This is a genomic window from Microbacterium sp. Y356, from assembly GCF_059445355.1.
This window is the reverse complement of sequence record NZ_JCAIUE010000001.1, coordinates 1,410,320-1,425,705: the sequence shown is the minus strand read 5'-3', so window position 1 is coordinate 1,425,705 and position 15,386 is coordinate 1,410,320. Positions and strand designations below refer to the sequence as shown.

Here is a 15,386-nt window from a genome sequence, read left to right as displayed (position 1 = left end):
AACAAGGAATCACACGCATGACAATGACCTCCGAGCAGGCCGCTTGGTTCCAGGGCACCTTCAACCGCCTCGTCGACAACGTCGACAAGGCACTGCAGGGCAAGCGTGAGATCGTCAGCCTCGTGCTGGCGTCGATGCTCGCTGAGGGGCACGTGCTCCTCGAAGATGCTCCAGGCACCGGCAAGACCAGCCTCGCGAAGGCGCTCGCCGCGACGGTGCAGGGCAGTAGCTCACGCATCCAGTTCACACCTGACCTGTTGCCATCTGACGTGACCGGCGTGACCATCTACGACCAGCAGGAGCACAAGTTCGAGTTCCACAAGGGCCCGATCTTCGCATCGATCGTGCTGGCGGATGAGATCAACCGCGCCTCTCCGAAGACCCAGTCCGCGCTGCTCGAGGTTATGGAAGAGTCACGCGTCACGGTTGACGGCGTCACGCACGAGGCTGGCCGCCCGTTCCTCGTTATCGCGACGCAGAACCCCGTCGAACAGGCCGGAACCTACAAGCTCCCCGAGGCGCAGCTCGATCGCTTCCTCATCAAGACCTCGATCGGCTATCCAGACCTTGCGGTGACCGAGAACATCCTTGCGGGCGCGTCCGATCGCAACCCCTCCGCGAGGCTCTCGGCGATCATCACCACCAGTGCGGTCGCCGATATGGCAGACCTCGGCGCGAGTGCCCATGTCGACGCGGCGGTACTGCGCTACGTGGCAGAGCTTGCCGAAGCGACTCGTGAGGACACCGGCGTACGCCTGGGAGTGTCCGTGCGGGGCGCGATCGCGCTAGTCCGTCTGGCCAAGGTCTGGGCAGCGGCCCACGGCAGGCACTATGTGCTGCCGGACGATATCAAGACGCTGGTCCGTCCAGCGTGGCAGCATCGTCTTCTGCTCGACGCCGAAGCCGAGTTCGCTGGTACGACGCCGGATGTCGTCATCGACCGTGTGCTCGACCGTGTGGCGGCACCGCAGGCGCGATCGGCGGCCTGATGACCGCAGGTACGCCGCCAGACGCACCGGAGATCGAACGCGACGCCGGTTGGCGCGACATCGCGGCGGTCATCGGGGCGCGAATCGGCGCGCGTCTGCGGAAGATAGTGAGAGTGATCAGACCGCTCGCCTGGGTGCTCATGGCGCTGGTGATCGTCTTCTGGTTGCTTGGCCAGCGCCTCGGCTGGATCGAGCCCACGATCGCCGCCGTCGTCATCACGATCACGCTGATCCTGTGCGCACTTTTCTTGATCGGGCGCACCGAGTATGACGTCGCGCTCGATCTAGCGCGCACCCGTGTGGTTGTCGGTGAGCGAGCCGTCGGTGCGCTGACGCTAGCCAATCCGAGCAGTCGTGCGATCCTGCCATCGCGGGTGGTACTTCCAGTCGGGGCCGGACGCGGTGAGTTCGGCATCCACCGGCTCGCGCCGGGGGAGAAGTCGGAGGAGCTGTTCGCGATCCCGACCCAGAGGCGCGGCGTCGTCAAGGTCGGCCCAGTCAGCGTAGTGCGCGGCGACCCGCTGGGGCTGTTCGAGCGCGCACATCGGCGCGATGATCCCGTCGACCTCTATGTGCACCCGAAGACGGTGATGTTCGGCGGCCAGTCTCTGGGGTTCCTCCGAGATCTCGAAGGACTTCCCGCCGCAGATCTCTCTCGGGACGACGTCTCGTTCCACGCGCTCAACGAGTACCAGCCTGGAGACGACCTTCGTCACGTGCACTGGCGCTCGACTGCTCGCACAGGTGTGATGATGGTGCGACAGTACGAGGAGACCCGCCGATCCCACTTCGTCATCGGCCTCTCGCGCTCGAGCGGCGATTACGCGACCGACGCCGAGTTCGAGCTCGGTGTCTCGGTGGCCGGTTCAGTCGGCCTGCGCGCCCTGCGCGACTCGCAGCGCGTTGATGCGCGCGTGCAGGGGAGCGAACTGCGGGCGGGCAGCGGCAAGCAATTACTCGACTCGCTCGCGGCCGTGGAGAGCAGTAAACCGCGTGACGGCGGCATCTCGGAGCTCAGCGGCCTAATCGCCGCCACGATGCCGCTCGCGAGTGTCGTGGTGCTCGTCTGTGGCTCGAAAGTCTCGAACGAAGAGCTCCGCCTCGCCTGCTCACGTCTGCCGTTCGGCGCACGCGTGATGGCCGTCGTGGCCGACACGACGGTCGAACGGCCTACACTGCGTCGGATCGCCGATGCGGATGTCGTCAGCCTCGGCGCGCTCGACCAGATCCCCCTCGCACTCCAGAAAGTTCTCGCATGAGCGCGTCCGCTGCCCCGCCGGTCTTCGTTCGCCGATGGATGATCGATCTCGCGGCGGTGGCAGTGCTGCTCGGCGTCTCCGTTGTGGGGTTCTGGCCGAGCTTCGCGGGTCCGAGCTACCTCGTCGCCGCGCTCGGAGGGATGGCGCTTGGCATCGGTATCGCCGCCGTCTCGACCTGGCGCAAGTGGGGTGTCCTCCTCGTCGCCGGGCTCACCGTGCTCGTCTACTTCGTCTTCGGAGGCGCGCTCGCGCTCCCGCACACGGCGATCGCTGGCGTCATCCCGACGCTCGACACGCTGCAGCAGTTGGCGGTCGGGGTGATCACGGCGTGGAAGCGGATGCTCACCACAGTTGCACCGGTGGCCGCGCCTGACGGGCACCTGATCGTGCCGTTCCTGCTGATGCTGGTCGCCGCAGTACTCACCGCATCTCTCGCTCTGCGTCTTACCCGACCTGCCTGGGCGTTGATGCCCGCCGGCGCACTGCTCGCGCTGGTTATCGCCTTCGGCACTCCGGAGCCCGCCGTTCCCGCCATCCAGGGCACTGTTTTCGCCATCGTGAGTGTGGCCTGGCTCGCCCTGCGCGAGATCGCCTCTCCGCAGAACGCGGCCGTATCGGCCGGCCAGGTCGATGTGGCGCGTGCCCGTCACATGCGCACGCGTCGGCTGCTCTCCGGGGCTGCGGTGCTGGCGCTCGCCGGTGGTGCAGGCGTCGCCACCAGCGCGTTCACCACTCCGTCCGAGACGCGCCACGTGCTCCGCGACGTCGTCATCCCTCCGTTCGATGTGCGTGACTACCCCAGCGCGCTGCAGTCCTTCCGCGGCGATGTGCGTGACGCCGCCGAGAAGACGCTGTTTACAGTGAGCGGTCTTCCGCCCGGTGCGCGCATCCGGCTGGCATCCATGGACGAGTTCGACGGTCAGGTCATCAATGTCGTAGACGGAGGCCCCGGCTCTTCCAGCGCATTCTCGCCCATCCGCTCCAACATGTCACCTAGCGCCGAAGGCGTGCCGGTGACGCTGGAGTTCGAGATCGGCGACTACGACGGGGTCTGGGTACCCAATGCCGGCGCCGTGTCGGAGTTCACCTTCGACGGCGACGATGCAGACGAGCTGCGACGGAACACCTACTACAGCACAGGCACCGGCACCGCGGTCACGACGAGCGGGATCGCGGAGGGCGATGCCTACTCCGTGCAGACGACGATCCCCGCGCAGTATGCCGAGGAGCAGCTCGCGGATGCCGAGTTCGGCACCGTGCGCGCGCCCAAGAACGAGAACGTCCCCGAAGACCTCACCGCGCTGGCTGCGGAGACCGTTGCGGATGCGGAGACGCCGATCGAGAAGGTGCGGGCGCTGGAGACATTCCTCTCGGAAGAGGGCTTCTTCAGCCACGGACTGGAGGGTGAGGTGATCTCACGCGCCGGGCACACCTCCGAGCGCATCTCTACTCTCATCGGCGGCGCGCAGATGGTCGGAGACGACGAGCAGTACGCGGTCACGATGACCTTGCTCGCCAGCGAGCTCGGTATTCCGGCACGCGTCGTGATGGGCTTCTATCCCGACGAAGAACAGCAGAAGGACGCCGTGTTCACCGCGACCGGCGAGAACGTGCATGCCTGGGTCGAGGTCAACTTCGACGGCTTCGGATGGGTGTCGTTCGATCCGACGCCTCCGGAAGACCAGGTTCCGAACGATCAGAACACCAAGCCCCGTGCCGATCCGAAGCCGCAGGTGCTGCAGCCGCCGCCTCCGCCGCAGGAGCCGGTCGACCTTCCGCCGACCCTTCCGGACGATCGCGAGTCCGAGGATGAGAAGTCGGACATCGGCGGCATCATCGCCGTGATCCTCGCGATCGGTGGCATCTCGCTCGGCGTGATCGCCCTGCTCGCCTCACCGTTCATCATCATCGGCGCGTGGAAGGCGTCGCGTCGCCGGTCGCGCCGGGCTGCAGAGCGCACCGCGGATCGCATCTCCGGCGGCTGGGACGAGCTCACCGACCGGGCGGTCGACTATGGGGCGCGCTTCACCGCCGGCGCCACCCGCAGTGAGGAGGCCGCTCATGTCGCCGAGAAGCTGGCGGTTTCTGCCGCGACGTCGCTCGCCGATCGTGCCGACGCCGAGGTCTTCGGCCCAAGCGACCCGAGCCCAGAAGAGGTCGAGGCCTTCTGGAAGGAGGTCGACGAGATCGTCGTCGGCCTCGGCAGCGAGGTCGGGTTCTGGAAGCGGATCAAGGCACGTCTGAACCTCCGCTCACTGTTGGGAGGCTCGAACCTCTCGGCAGGTATCCAGGGCCTGAAGGATGCCGCGACCGCGCGCGTTCGACGAGAACCTGGCACGATCAAGAACAGCACTTCCGATGTATCCGAGAGTGAGACACCATGACACAACTGGCGTTCGGCACGGTCGCCCCGACGTCGCGGCGCGCCGTGGCATACATCATCGACGCCGCGATCGCGGCCGGGCTCGGGATCGTGCTCAGCATAATTCTCACGGTGGTTGCCATCTCGGCAGGCCTTGATGGGATCCTCGGCGTGCTCGCCATCGGCGGCCCGCTGATCTCGGTGGTAATGCTCGGATGGTTCATCGTCTACACGCTTATGCAGAGCGGCCGTGGGTCGATCGGCATGCGCGCGCAGAGCATCCGCCTCGTGCGCGAGGTCGACGGCGCGCCGCTCGGATTCGGCATGACCCTGGTGCGGAACATCATCTTCGGCCTCGCAGCATCCATCATCGTTGGTTACTTCACGCCGTTGTTCGACGGCTCGGGGCGATTCCAGGGCTGGCACGACAAGGTCGCGAAATCGCTGATGCTGGACTCGCACACGGTGCCGACCGCGGCCACTGCGGCTCCTCCAACCCAGGCGATGCAGGTGCCGCCGCGCCCGCCGCTGCCGCAGGCACAGCCCGGATCGCCCACACTCGCGACGGCCCCGCGGCCGACTGTTCCGCAGATGCCGATGGTTCCGCAGATGCCGGCCGTTCCTGTGACGCCGAGCTCCGCACCTGTTGCACCTGTCGCACCGGTCGCGCCGCCTGCACCGGTTGCCGAGGAAGCGCTGATTGCGTTCGTGCCCGGTGTGACGCAGGACACCCCGCCGCAGCGGCCTGCGCGGACCGCCGATGTGACGGTTTCACAGCCCGATCTCGATCGCGAGCTCACTATCGTGCCCGATCTCGCCGCGGTTGCCGACTCAGACGGCGTTGAACCGGAGGACATCGAGGACACCCGGATCAGCGTCCCCGGCCACCGGCTGGTGTTCACCTGGGATGACGGCACCCGAGTCTCGGTGTCCGGGCGTACCCTCTTCGGGCGCAATCCCCTTCCAGAGCAAGGTGCAACCGTGGTGTCAGTGCGCGACGAGACGCTGTCGCTGTCGAAGACTCATTTCGAAGCCGGTGCGGACGTCAGCGGCGGATGGGTGATGGATCGTCACTCCACCAACGGACTGACGATCGTGCGAGACGGGGAGCGGATCGCATGCGCCCCGGGCGAGCAGGTGAGCGTCCGTCTCGGCGATGCCATCGAGATCGGCGATCGCATCGTCACGATCGGCGGCTACGTATGAGTGCATCGCTGATCGTGACGTCCGGCTCGGCCACGCATGTGGGCAGTCGCCGCACTCTGAATGAGGACTCGCTGTTGGCGAGCGCTCCCGTCTTCCTCGTCGCGGACGGTATGGGCGGACATGAGGCGGGGGAGCGCGCGAGCGCCGCGGCGCTCGCCGAGTTCGAGCGGTATTCCGGCCGTGAGTCACTCGTCCTCGATGATGTGCGCGCTGCCGTGAGCAGTGCACGTCTCGCCGTCGACGACATCTCCACCGCCAGCACCGGACGCGCAGGCACCACTTTGAGTGGAGTCGTGCTGGCCTCCGTCGACGGCACCGGCTATTGGCTCGTCCTGAACATCGGCGACTCCCGCACATATCGACTGTCGGACGGCGAGCTGGAACAGATCAGTGTGGATCATTCAGTTGTTCAGGAGCTGTTGGAGTCTGGCGAGCTGACTTCGGCTGAAGCCGCCACCGATCATCGCCGCAACATCATCACCAGGGCGATTGGCGGCGGCAGCACCGGCGAGGCCGACTACTGGATGTTCCCCGCAGACCTCGGCGACCGAATCTTGGTCTGCTCGGACGGGCTCTGCTCTGAACTGCCCGACAACTACATCCGCGACGTCCTTTCCCTCGAGGCCGACCCGCAGAACGCGGCCAACGTCCTTGTGGCCGAAGCTGTGAGAGCCGGCGGTCGCGACAACGTGACGGCCGTGATCGTCGACGCCGTCTCCGTCGCGTCCCGTCCGGGGCGGCCTGTGGAGACAGATGTTCCCGATATCGCGGATACTCGTCCGCGCGAAGCCGCAGGAGGAGTGCGCCCATGAACGTCACCTATCGCCCTGGACAGTGGAACGCGCTCATCAGGGCAGACACCGTCATCGTTTTGCCTCCGCGAGCAGACGCGGCGTTCGTCGCCGAGATCTGGGACGGTATGCGCGACGCGCATGAACTCGGCGCGCTGGTGGATCTGCTCACCCTCGGCTCCGGAGGATCACTCGCAGGGATCCCGGATTTCGTGGCGATCGCCACGGATGGCGCAGACGTTCGCGTCGCCGTACGCGGTGTGCCCGATGTCACGGTCGACTCACCCGAGGGTGAGATGCGCGTCAGCGGACGAGAAATCACCACCTGGAGTGAACGTCTGATCCGCTCGGCCAGCCGGATACACATCGCAATCGCAGACGACGCTGATGTCTCCTTCCCGATCGTCGGCGGTGTGGTGCTCGCTGCTGCAGTGACTGTGGAGCTGGTGGCGTCGGAGCGGGAACAAGAGCCGGAACAAGAAGCGGCGCCGGCAACGGTGGAGCTGGAATTGCCGGTGGCTCCTCCCGTTCCCGTGGCCCTGCCGCTACGACAGGAGACACCTTCTGCTGCCTCGGACGAGGGCCCAGACACTGCAGACACGCTAATGCCGGAGCAGGTCGATTCCACCGCAGAGGTAGATGACTTCGATCTGTTGTGGGGCGACACTGTCCACATCATCCCGGCGGGAAGTCCCGTGCCCAAGGGCACCACCGGCGACCATGACGGTGAAACCATCTCGCTCGCCGAGGCCCGCGCGCTCCGTGAGCCGGCCGCAGCGTCATCATCGGAAGCACCGACCGTCGTGATCCCCGTGGCGTCCGTCGGCCGCATCCGGCTCTCCACAGGGCAGAGCGCAACTCTTGACCGCCCGGTGATCATCGGCCGGCGGCCGCGATCGACCAGGGCCAGCGGCGCCAACCTGCCTCACCTCATCGCGGTGGACAGCCCCCAGCAGGACATCTCCCGCAATCACCTTGAGGTGCGCCCAGAGGGTGACACGGTGGTGGTGATCGACCTGCACACCACGAACGGCTCTACGCTGCTGCGGCCGGGTGTCGATCCCATGCGCCTGCACCCCGGTGAGCAGGTCTTGGTGCTGAGCGGCGACGCCGTCGACCTCGGTGATGGTGTCGTCGTCACGTTCGAGGGTCTTCTGTGAGCAGACCCCCCTCTTCGCCTCCCGAGCTTCCTGGCTTCACATACGTGGAGCCGCTGGGCACTGGTGGCTTTGCCGACGTGTTCCTGTATGAGCAGCAGATGCCGAAGAGGCGTGTCGCCGTCAAGGTGTTGTTGGCCGATCGCATCTCGAGCGGATCCGCGCAGGAGTTCGCCGACGAGGCGAACGTCATGGCGATGTTGTCGACGCACCCGGCGATCGTGACCATCTATCAGGCCGCGGTTGCCGGAGACGGCCGACCGTACCTCGTGATGGAGTACTGCCCTCGACCGAACCTGCAGTTGCGTGCACGTAAGGAGCCGTTCTCGGTCGCTGAGGCTCTGCGCGTCGGCATCCAGGTTGCCGGAGCCGTGGAGACCGCGCACCGTGCCGGTGTCTTGCACCGCGATATCAAGCCGGCAAACATCCTCGTCACCGAGTACAACCGCCCTGCGCTCACCGACTTCGGCATCGCCTCGACGACCGCCACTCTCCCAGAAGCGATGGGGATGTCGATTCCGTGGTCGCCGCCTGAGTCGTTCGGCGACCCGCCGCGGAGCGGCGTGTGGTCGGATGTCTGGGCCCTCGGTGCCACCCTGTTCACCCTGCTCGCAGGGCGTTCGCCGTTCGAACGTCCGGGTGAGCGCAACGCCAGCGCTGACCTGATCGAGCGCATCGAACGCGCTCCGTTGGTACCACTCGAACGCGCGGATTCGCCGGCAAGTCTGCAGCGCGTCCTCGACCGGGCGATGGCAAAGAATCCCGCCGACCGGTACCCCAGTGCTGTCGCCTTCGCACGTGCGCTGCAGAAGATTCAGATCGAGCTGTCGCACTCCGTCACACCTATCGACATCGTCGATGATCATCCCGTCGAGCAGATCGACGATGATGACGACGGACTCACCAGGGTGCGTCAAGTCGTCAGCATCGCCCCGGATGCTGGAGCGACCCGTCCGTCCGCGATGACGCAGCCGTTCGCCCCGAGCCTCGACTCTGCGCCGGTCTCGCCAAAGGTCGACGACACTGTGATGCGGCCGCCCACGGTCGTCGTTCCCGAGCCATCGCAGGATTCCGCGGATGACCGCACCCTGCTGCGTCCGCCACGGATCGTGGCGCCGCATGCGCCGGAGACGCCGCAGACGCCGGGACTCGCCCCTGCCGAGGTCAAAGCGTCACCTGCTCGGGGGCGCATGGGTTGGATCATCGGCGGGATCGCCGCGGCGGTGGTGGTCATCGTCGGCGGCATCATCGGCGTGAACCTCATCGCCACGAGTCTGAACGCCCCGCAGCCCGACCCCGAGGAAACCGAACAGGTCGTGGACCCACAGGACGTCGTCTCGACTGCCGTCCCGAGTGCGACTGATGTCACCGGTACCCGTGACGGTGAACAGGTCACCTTCACCTGGGCGAATCCAGACGAGCAAGAGGGCGACTTCTACATCTGGGAGCAGATCGTCCTTTCCGGAGAGACCAGCCCCGAGCGCGTGACGACGCCGACGGCGACGCTCACCGCGGAGGGGCCAGGAGAGGTCTGCATCGACGTCTCCCTGATCCGCGCGGACGGGCGCTCGTCCGAACCGGTGCGGGGATGCGTGAGCTGACATGATCTGGGAGATCGACGAGAAGAAGCAGACGGTTGAGGGACTCGACGCCGATGGGCGACCGGATCCCGCATATGCCGCCGCGCTCGGCCTGCTGCGTGCTCCGTTCGGGCGCCGTGCACTCGCCCTGACATGCGATGTTGCGTTCTGGCTGCTTTTGCAGCTGCCGCTCTGGCTCGGCGCGATGCCATTACTGTTCAAACTCGCAACCGGATCGATCTCGTCCTACGGGTTCATCAATCATCCGAGTTTCGTACTCGCTGTCGTGACGGCGGGCGTCACGGTACTTCTCACCCTCGTGTTCAGCATCGTGCAGCTGGCCCTCCACGGAACCAAGGGGCTGACGATCGGCAAGGCCATCGCCGGCATCCGAAGCGTGAATGTGCGCACGCTCGAGCGTCCTGGCTTCGGCGCGGTGCTACTTCGTTTCCTCATCGTCGCAGCCGCGAGCCTGGTGCCGCTGTTTGGCCTCGTGTTGTTCCTGATCTCTCCGACGCTCGACCCACAGCGTCGCGGTCGCGGATGGCACGACAAGGCAACGAACGTCTGGCTGGTGGACGTACGCAAGGGGCTGCAACCCTACGACGAAAAGCGGATGCGTGTCGCACGCAAGATGGTGAAGGCTGAGCCGGCTCCAGAGCGATCGGCGCTACCTTCCCTTGCCACCCCGGTGGATCCGGCGGCGCAGCCCGAATATCGCCCAGGCAACCGCGTCAGCGCCGGCGTGATCGGTGTTGCGCGTCCCTACGAGGCGCGTGAGCGTCCGGTTATTGGTCTCCCCCAGACGGTCCCGCCTGCGGAGGCCGGCCCAGGTGAGGCGGGCAAGCCGGTGCTCGGCGGATACCGGATCTCTGACGGCACGCCCGCCGCCGGAGCGGAGCCCCAGACTGTGGCGTCTGGCGTTCGCCTGGACGCGCCGCTTCCCGACCCGACCCCCGCTCCGGAGCCCGCTCCGGAGCCCGCTCCGGCGCCCATGCTGGAGCCCGCCCCAGCGCCCGTACCGGAGCCTGCCCCAGTGCCCGTGCCTGAGTCCGCCCCGGCGGCACGCTTCGGGCTGCGCCTCGATACGGGTGAGAGCATCCTGATATCCGAACCCGTCCTTCTTGGGCGCAACCCGGATCCGGCGCAGTACTTTGGGGCACGACCGATCGCGCTGGCAGATGACAGCAGGTCGTTGTCGAAGACCCATCTGCTGGTGCGCCCCGTCGACGGTGGACTTGAGATCGCCGACTGCGGATCCACAAACGGGTCGGGACTGATCCGAGACGGTGTCGAGTACGTTGTCGTTGCTGGTTCGCAGGTCATGACGACGGACGGCGACCTGATTCGGATCGGCGACCGTACGGCGGCCGTGATTCGGATATGAGCGAGGGCGAGCACATGATCGCTGGCGAGTTGAGCAGGACTGAGGAACACGAATGCGACTGAAGCTGACCTTGCACCGTCAGGCGGGCGATCCCGTCGATATCGTGATCACGACGGATTCGACGGCCACCACCGCTGACGTGGCCCGTCACGTCGCCGAGGCGGATCCGACCCGGTCGACACCCGTCGCCGAGGGAGACGTGCTCACACTCGCCGTCGCGCCCCCTGCCGGTGAGCGGCTCATTCCCCTTCAACCGGACATCCCAATCGGCGAAGCACCGATCGGCTCCGGCTTCGCGGCATCCATCGTCAATTACGGCCCGAACTACGCGTCCACCGGAAGAGGCGACATCGTCGGCGTACTGCGCGCCACCGCAGGAACTCTCGAAGGTCAGGAGTTCGCCATCGCAGCCGGGCACGTGTTCGTAGGGCGGGACGCGGACAACGATGTTGTGCTCCTCGACCCGATGGTCTCCAAGCGTCATGCCCGACTCGAAGTCGGTACGCACATCGAAGTCGTCGACCTGAACTCCGCGAACGGCGTGCTGGTGGACGGCGTCGCGGTGCAGCGCGTGCGGGTTGAAGAGGGTGAGCCGTTCGTGATCGGCGGCACCACGCTCGTCCTGCGCCTTGCGCGATCCTTTGACGGCTCGGCGGCTGAGGAGCCGATCATCGAACGAGGCGGCGGCCTGCATTTCAACCGCAGCCCTCGTGTCGAGGTGCGCTACCCGGGGACGCGGTTCAAGTCCCCGCGTCTGCCCACCGAGAAGATCGGCAAGATCTTCCCCTGGCCGATCCTGGTTGCGCCGATCCTGATGGGCATGGCGCTGTACGCCCTTAATGAGAATCCGCGATCGCTCCTGATGATCGTGATGACGCCACTGATGGCGTTCGGCAACATCATCAATCAGGCGGTGCAGAGCAAGAAGAGTACCAATCACGAGTTCCTCCTGTTCGAGCGACAGTATGAACAGCTTGAAGAGGATTTCTTCCGTGGCAAGCCGGAAGAAGAACGCGCCCGCAACGCGGAGGCGCCGCCTGTCGCCGAGGTCTTCGACCACGCAATGCGCTTGGGTGCAATGCTGTGGACGAGGCGGCCAGAGCACTGGAACTTCCTCGGCCTGAGGCTGGGCAGCTGCAGGCTCCCGGCACGCAACATGATCGCCGATGCCGATGAGCCGGACGGCCTTCCTGAGTTCATCGATCGCATCGACAGACTGCGCGAGCGCTACGAGCTCGTAGATGACGTGCCGGTTTTTGACACGATGGCCGACGCCGGATCGATCGGAATCGCTGGTCCTCAAGCCGCGGTGGCAGACACGATGCGCGGCATGGCCGTCCAGTTGTTCGGGCTGCACGCGCCCAACGATGTGGTCGCCGTAGCCTTCGCCGACTCCGCATGGACACCCGAGCTCGACTGGCTCAAATGGATGCCGCACACATCCAGCGAGAAGAGCCCGTTCCGGGATTTGGCACTCGCGGATTCCGCGCCGACAGGTGCCGCCCTGCTGAGCATGCTCGAGGAGTACGTGCTGCGCGCCGGCGGAGAAGGCGGCGGAGGTGAGCCGCGCGGGCCGTTCAAGGAGGACTGGAATCCGCAGCTGTACGGGACGGATGTCGCTCGTGCGGCTACCGATCACAAGAGCACTCCACCGCTGTCGGTGATCGTCTTCGTGACCAGTGATGCGCCGGTCGACCGTGGGCGACTTACGGATGTGCTGGAGCGCGGCGCGGATCGCGGCGTGCACGCCGTGTTCCTCTCGCCCACAGTCGAGTCTCTCCCGGCCGTGTGCCGCAGCTACATCGACGTCACAACGGGTCTCGAAGATGCCCAGGTGGGCCTGGTCCGCACCGGTGAGAACTTCGAGCATGTGCGAGTGGAAGGTGTCTCCAACGCGTACATGCACATGCTCGCGCGACGTCTTGCGCCGGTGGTGGACGCGAGCACCGTGGTGCACGATGCGTCCGATATCCCCAGCTCGGTGATGTTCCTGCAACTGGTCGACCCGGCGATCGCGGACGACCCGCAGGTCGTGATCGAGCGCTGGCGGCAGAACAACACCATCGTTGATCGCTCGCCGAGACCTCGGCCTCGGCTGAAGAAGTCCGGCACGCTCCGCGCGATCATCGGCCAAGGGGCGAGCGACGCGATGGCACTCGATCTGCGCACGCAGGGCCCGCACGCACTCGTCGGCGGCACGACCGGCGCGGGAAAATCCGAGTTCCTGCAGGCATGGGTTCTTGGTATGGCTGCGGCGCACAGTCCGGATCGCGTCACGTTCTTGTTCGTTGACTATAAGGGCGGATCCGCCTTCGCCGACTGCGTGGAGCTGCCGCACTGCGTGGGGCTCGTGACTGACCTGAGCCCGCACCTCGTGCGCCGTGCGCTGACGAGCTTGCGAGCCGAGCTGCAGCAGCGGGAACATCTGCTCAATCGCAAGAAGGCGAAGGATCTACTCGAGCTCGAGAAGCGTCAGGATCCGGAGTGCCCTCCAGCCCTCGTTCTCGTGATCGACGAGTTCGCCGCTCTCGCATCCGAGATGCCGGAGTTCGTCGATGGCGTGGTCGACATTGCACAGCGCGGTCGGTCTCTCGGCATCCACCTGATCATGGCGACCCAGCGACCAGCCGGTGTCATCAAAGACAACCTGCGCGCGAACACCAACCTGCGCATCGCCCTGCGCATGGCGGACGAGGCAGACTCCCGCGACGTCGTCGACGACGGCATCGCGTCGACCTTCTCCGCAGCGATCCCCGGCCGTGCGATCGCGAAGACCGGCCCTGGCCGGCTTGTACCGTTCCAGTCGGCGTACGCGGGTGGCTGGACCACCGACGACGATGCCGCGGTGGCCGAGGTGCGCGTGGCCGAGCTGCGTTTCGGCTCCAGCGCGGAGTGGGAATCCGACCGCCCAGCCGAGTCCGACTCCCACGAGGAGGATCTCGGGCCGAACGACCAGAAGCGCATCGTGTCGACGCTGATCCGCGCCAGTGACGTCGGGGGACTCATCCGGCCCCGCCGCCCATGGCTCGACGACCTGTCGCCACTCGTGGATCTGTACGACCTGCCAAATGATGGTGACACTCGCATTCCGCTCGCGCTGGTGGATGTGCCCGAGAAGCAGTTGCAGCAGCCGGCGGTGTTCGCCCCTGACCGCGATGGCTCACTGGTGATCTACGGCACCTCCGGTTCAGGTAAATCGACCCTCCTGAAGACGATCGGCACAGCCGCAGGCATGCGGCCGGATCGTGGCCGCGTGCAGGTCTACTGCCTTGACTTCGCCTCGGGTGCGTTGGGTGCGCTTGCCGTACTTCCGCATGTCGGCTCTGTCGTGGACAGCGCAGACGTCGAGCGCATCCAGCGACTGCTGCGCACACTGGATCGGGAGATGGATCGCCGTTCCGCGTCGTTCTCGGCTGCCAGCGCGGCATCCGTCCAGGAATACCGGGAACTCGTCGATCCGAACATGGCGCGCATCCTGCTGCTGATCGACAACTTCCCCGAGTTCAAGAAGGACTGGGAGTTCGCGCCGGGCCGTGCGCCGTTCTACCGCATCTTCATGCGCATCCTCGGCGAGGGACGCACACTGGGCGTGCACACGGTGATCACCGCCGACCGCGGCAACGCGGTGCCGAGCGCGGTCGCGGCGAACATCTCGCGTCGCGTCGTGCTGCGGATGGGAGATCCGAGCCAGTACATGCTGCTGAACGCGCCGCGGGACATCCTTGACGAGCAATCCGCGCCGGGTCGGTCGGTCATCGACGGGCATGAGGCGCAGATCGCGGTACTGGGCGGCACGATGAACGTGGTCGAACAGACCAAGGCGCTCGCTGTGCTCGCTGACCGTCTTCGCGAGGAGGGCGTGCGTGATCTGCCGGAGATCGGCGCACTTCCGACTATGGTTCCGGTGACCGAGATGCCGGCACAGGTAGGCGGGATGCCGGTGTTCGGCGTCGCCGACGACACACTCGCACCTCACGGCTTCGAGCCGATCGGCTCGTTCGTGATCTCGGGTCCCCCGGCATCCGGCAGGACGAACACGTTGAAGGCGCTCATCATTGCCATGGAGCGCTTCAACCCGAACGTGCGGATGTATCACTTCGGCAGCCGTCGCTCGGAGCTCAAGGACTTCCGTCCGTGGGTGCGCAGCGCGACGCGCGCCGAGGACGAGAAGGACCTCGCCACAGAGCTCGCAGAACTGGTCGTAAGCGATTCGCCCGATGGCCGAATCATGATCGTCATCGAGGACATGCCGCACCTGGCCGACGGTGCGGCTGACCGCCCGATGCGGGCACTGCTGCAGGCGATGAACAACAGCGACCATCTGCTGATCGGCGAGGCCGAGATCAGCCGTGCCAGCGGCAGCATCGGTGTGATGGGGGAGTGGAAGACCGGAAGGCAGGGCATCGTGCTCAAGCCAGACACCTACGACGGGGAATCGATCTTCAAATCTCCGTTCGGCCGCGTCAAGCGATCGGACTTTCCCGTCGGTCGTGGCATCTTCGTACAGGCGGGTAAAGCTGTCACGATGCAGATCCCGTTCGTGCCTGATGCGCCGACTCATGGGTAGAGGTACATGGGTACCGCTCCCCGTATGCCAGATCGAGAACCTTGGCTAACCTCGTTGTAAGAGGCCGAGCGGCCTGAAGAAGACGAAA

At 66.0% G+C, this 15,386-nt stretch carries 9 protein-coding genes; all 9 read left to right on the top strand.

From position 1 onward, the window contains the following. Nucleotides 1-17 precede the first annotated feature (17 nt). Genes AC1C2Q_RS06865 through AC1C2Q_RS06825 form a run of 9 tightly spaced genes read left to right on the top strand, consistent with a single transcriptional unit; the run spans nucleotide 18 to nucleotide 15,298 of the window. On the top strand, nucleotides 18-989 hold the full coding sequence (locus tag AC1C2Q_RS06865; RefSeq protein WP_495449496.1) for an AAA family ATPase: 972 nt from the start codon (nucleotides 18-20) through the stop codon (nucleotides 987-989). Next, nucleotides 989-2,248 (top strand): DUF58 domain-containing protein, encoded by a 1,260-nt coding sequence (locus AC1C2Q_RS06860; RefSeq protein WP_495449495.1) that lies wholly within the window; start codon nucleotides 989-991, stop codon nucleotides 2,246-2,248. The genes AC1C2Q_RS06865 and AC1C2Q_RS06860 overlap by 1 nt, the downstream gene beginning before the upstream one ends. After that, on the top strand, nucleotides 2,245-4,632 hold the full coding sequence (locus AC1C2Q_RS06855; RefSeq protein WP_495449494.1) for a transglutaminase TgpA family protein: 2,388 nt from the start codon (nucleotides 2,245-2,247) through the stop codon (nucleotides 4,630-4,632). Before AC1C2Q_RS06860 ends, AC1C2Q_RS06855 begins: the two co-directional genes overlap by 4 nt. Then, complete coding sequence (locus tag AC1C2Q_RS06850) at nucleotides 4,629-5,816, top strand: RDD family protein (RefSeq protein WP_495449493.1); 1,188 nt, start codon at nucleotides 4,629-4,631, stop codon at nucleotides 5,814-5,816. Before AC1C2Q_RS06855 ends, AC1C2Q_RS06850 begins: the two co-directional genes overlap by 4 nt. After that, a complete protein-coding gene (locus AC1C2Q_RS06845) occupies nucleotides 5,813-6,628 on the top strand; it encodes a PP2C family protein-serine/threonine phosphatase (protein WP_495430324.1) in 816 nt (271 codons plus the stop codon). Before AC1C2Q_RS06850 ends, AC1C2Q_RS06845 begins: the two co-directional genes overlap by 4 nt. After that, nucleotides 6,625-7,767, top strand: a complete 1,143-nt coding sequence (locus AC1C2Q_RS06840; RefSeq protein ID WP_495449492.1) for an FHA domain-containing protein — start codon at nucleotides 6,625-6,627, stop codon at nucleotides 7,765-7,767. The genes AC1C2Q_RS06845 and AC1C2Q_RS06840 overlap by 4 nt, the downstream gene beginning before the upstream one ends. Further along, a complete protein-coding gene (locus tag AC1C2Q_RS06835) occupies nucleotides 7,764-9,365 on the top strand; it encodes a serine/threonine-protein kinase (protein ID WP_495449491.1) in 1,602 nt (533 codons plus the stop codon). Before AC1C2Q_RS06840 ends, AC1C2Q_RS06835 begins: the two co-directional genes overlap by 4 nt. Nucleotide 9,366: 1 nt before the next feature. Then, entirely contained in the window at nucleotides 9,367-10,731 is a 1,365-nt protein-coding gene (locus tag AC1C2Q_RS06830) for an RDD family protein (protein ID WP_495449490.1), read from the top strand. 52 nt (nucleotides 10,732-10,783) lie between these two features. Continuing rightward, nucleotides 10,784-15,298, top strand: a complete 4,515-nt coding sequence (locus AC1C2Q_RS06825; protein ID WP_495449489.1) for a type VII secretion EssC family protein — start codon at nucleotides 10,784-10,786, stop codon at nucleotides 15,296-15,298. Nucleotides 15,299-15,386: the final 88 nt, after the last annotated feature.

Bases quoted from the DNA above. Each gene is read 5' to 3' on its own strand.
- AC1C2Q_RS06865 (WP_495449496.1), top strand. From the start codon at position 18: ATGACAATGACCTCCGAGCAGGCCGCTTGGTTCCAGGGCACCTTCAAC.
- AC1C2Q_RS06860 (WP_495449495.1), top strand. From the start codon at position 989: ATGACCGCAGGTACGCCGCCAGACGCACCGGAGATCGAACGCGACGCC.
- AC1C2Q_RS06855 (WP_495449494.1), top strand. From the start codon at position 2,245: ATGAGCGCGTCCGCTGCCCCGCCGGTCTTCGTTCGCCGATGGATGATC.
- AC1C2Q_RS06850 (WP_495449493.1), top strand. From the start codon at position 4,629: ATGACACAACTGGCGTTCGGCACGGTCGCCCCGACGTCGCGGCGCGCC.
- AC1C2Q_RS06845 (WP_495430324.1), top strand. From the start codon at position 5,813: ATGAGTGCATCGCTGATCGTGACGTCCGGCTCGGCCACGCATGTGGGC.
- AC1C2Q_RS06840 (WP_495449492.1), top strand. From the start codon at position 6,625: ATGAACGTCACCTATCGCCCTGGACAGTGGAACGCGCTCATCAGGGCA.
- AC1C2Q_RS06830 (WP_495449490.1), top strand. From the start codon at position 9,367: ATGATCTGGGAGATCGACGAGAAGAAGCAGACGGTTGAGGGACTCGAC.
- AC1C2Q_RS06825 (WP_495449489.1), top strand. From the start codon at position 10,784: ATGCGACTGAAGCTGACCTTGCACCGTCAGGCGGGCGATCCCGTCGAT.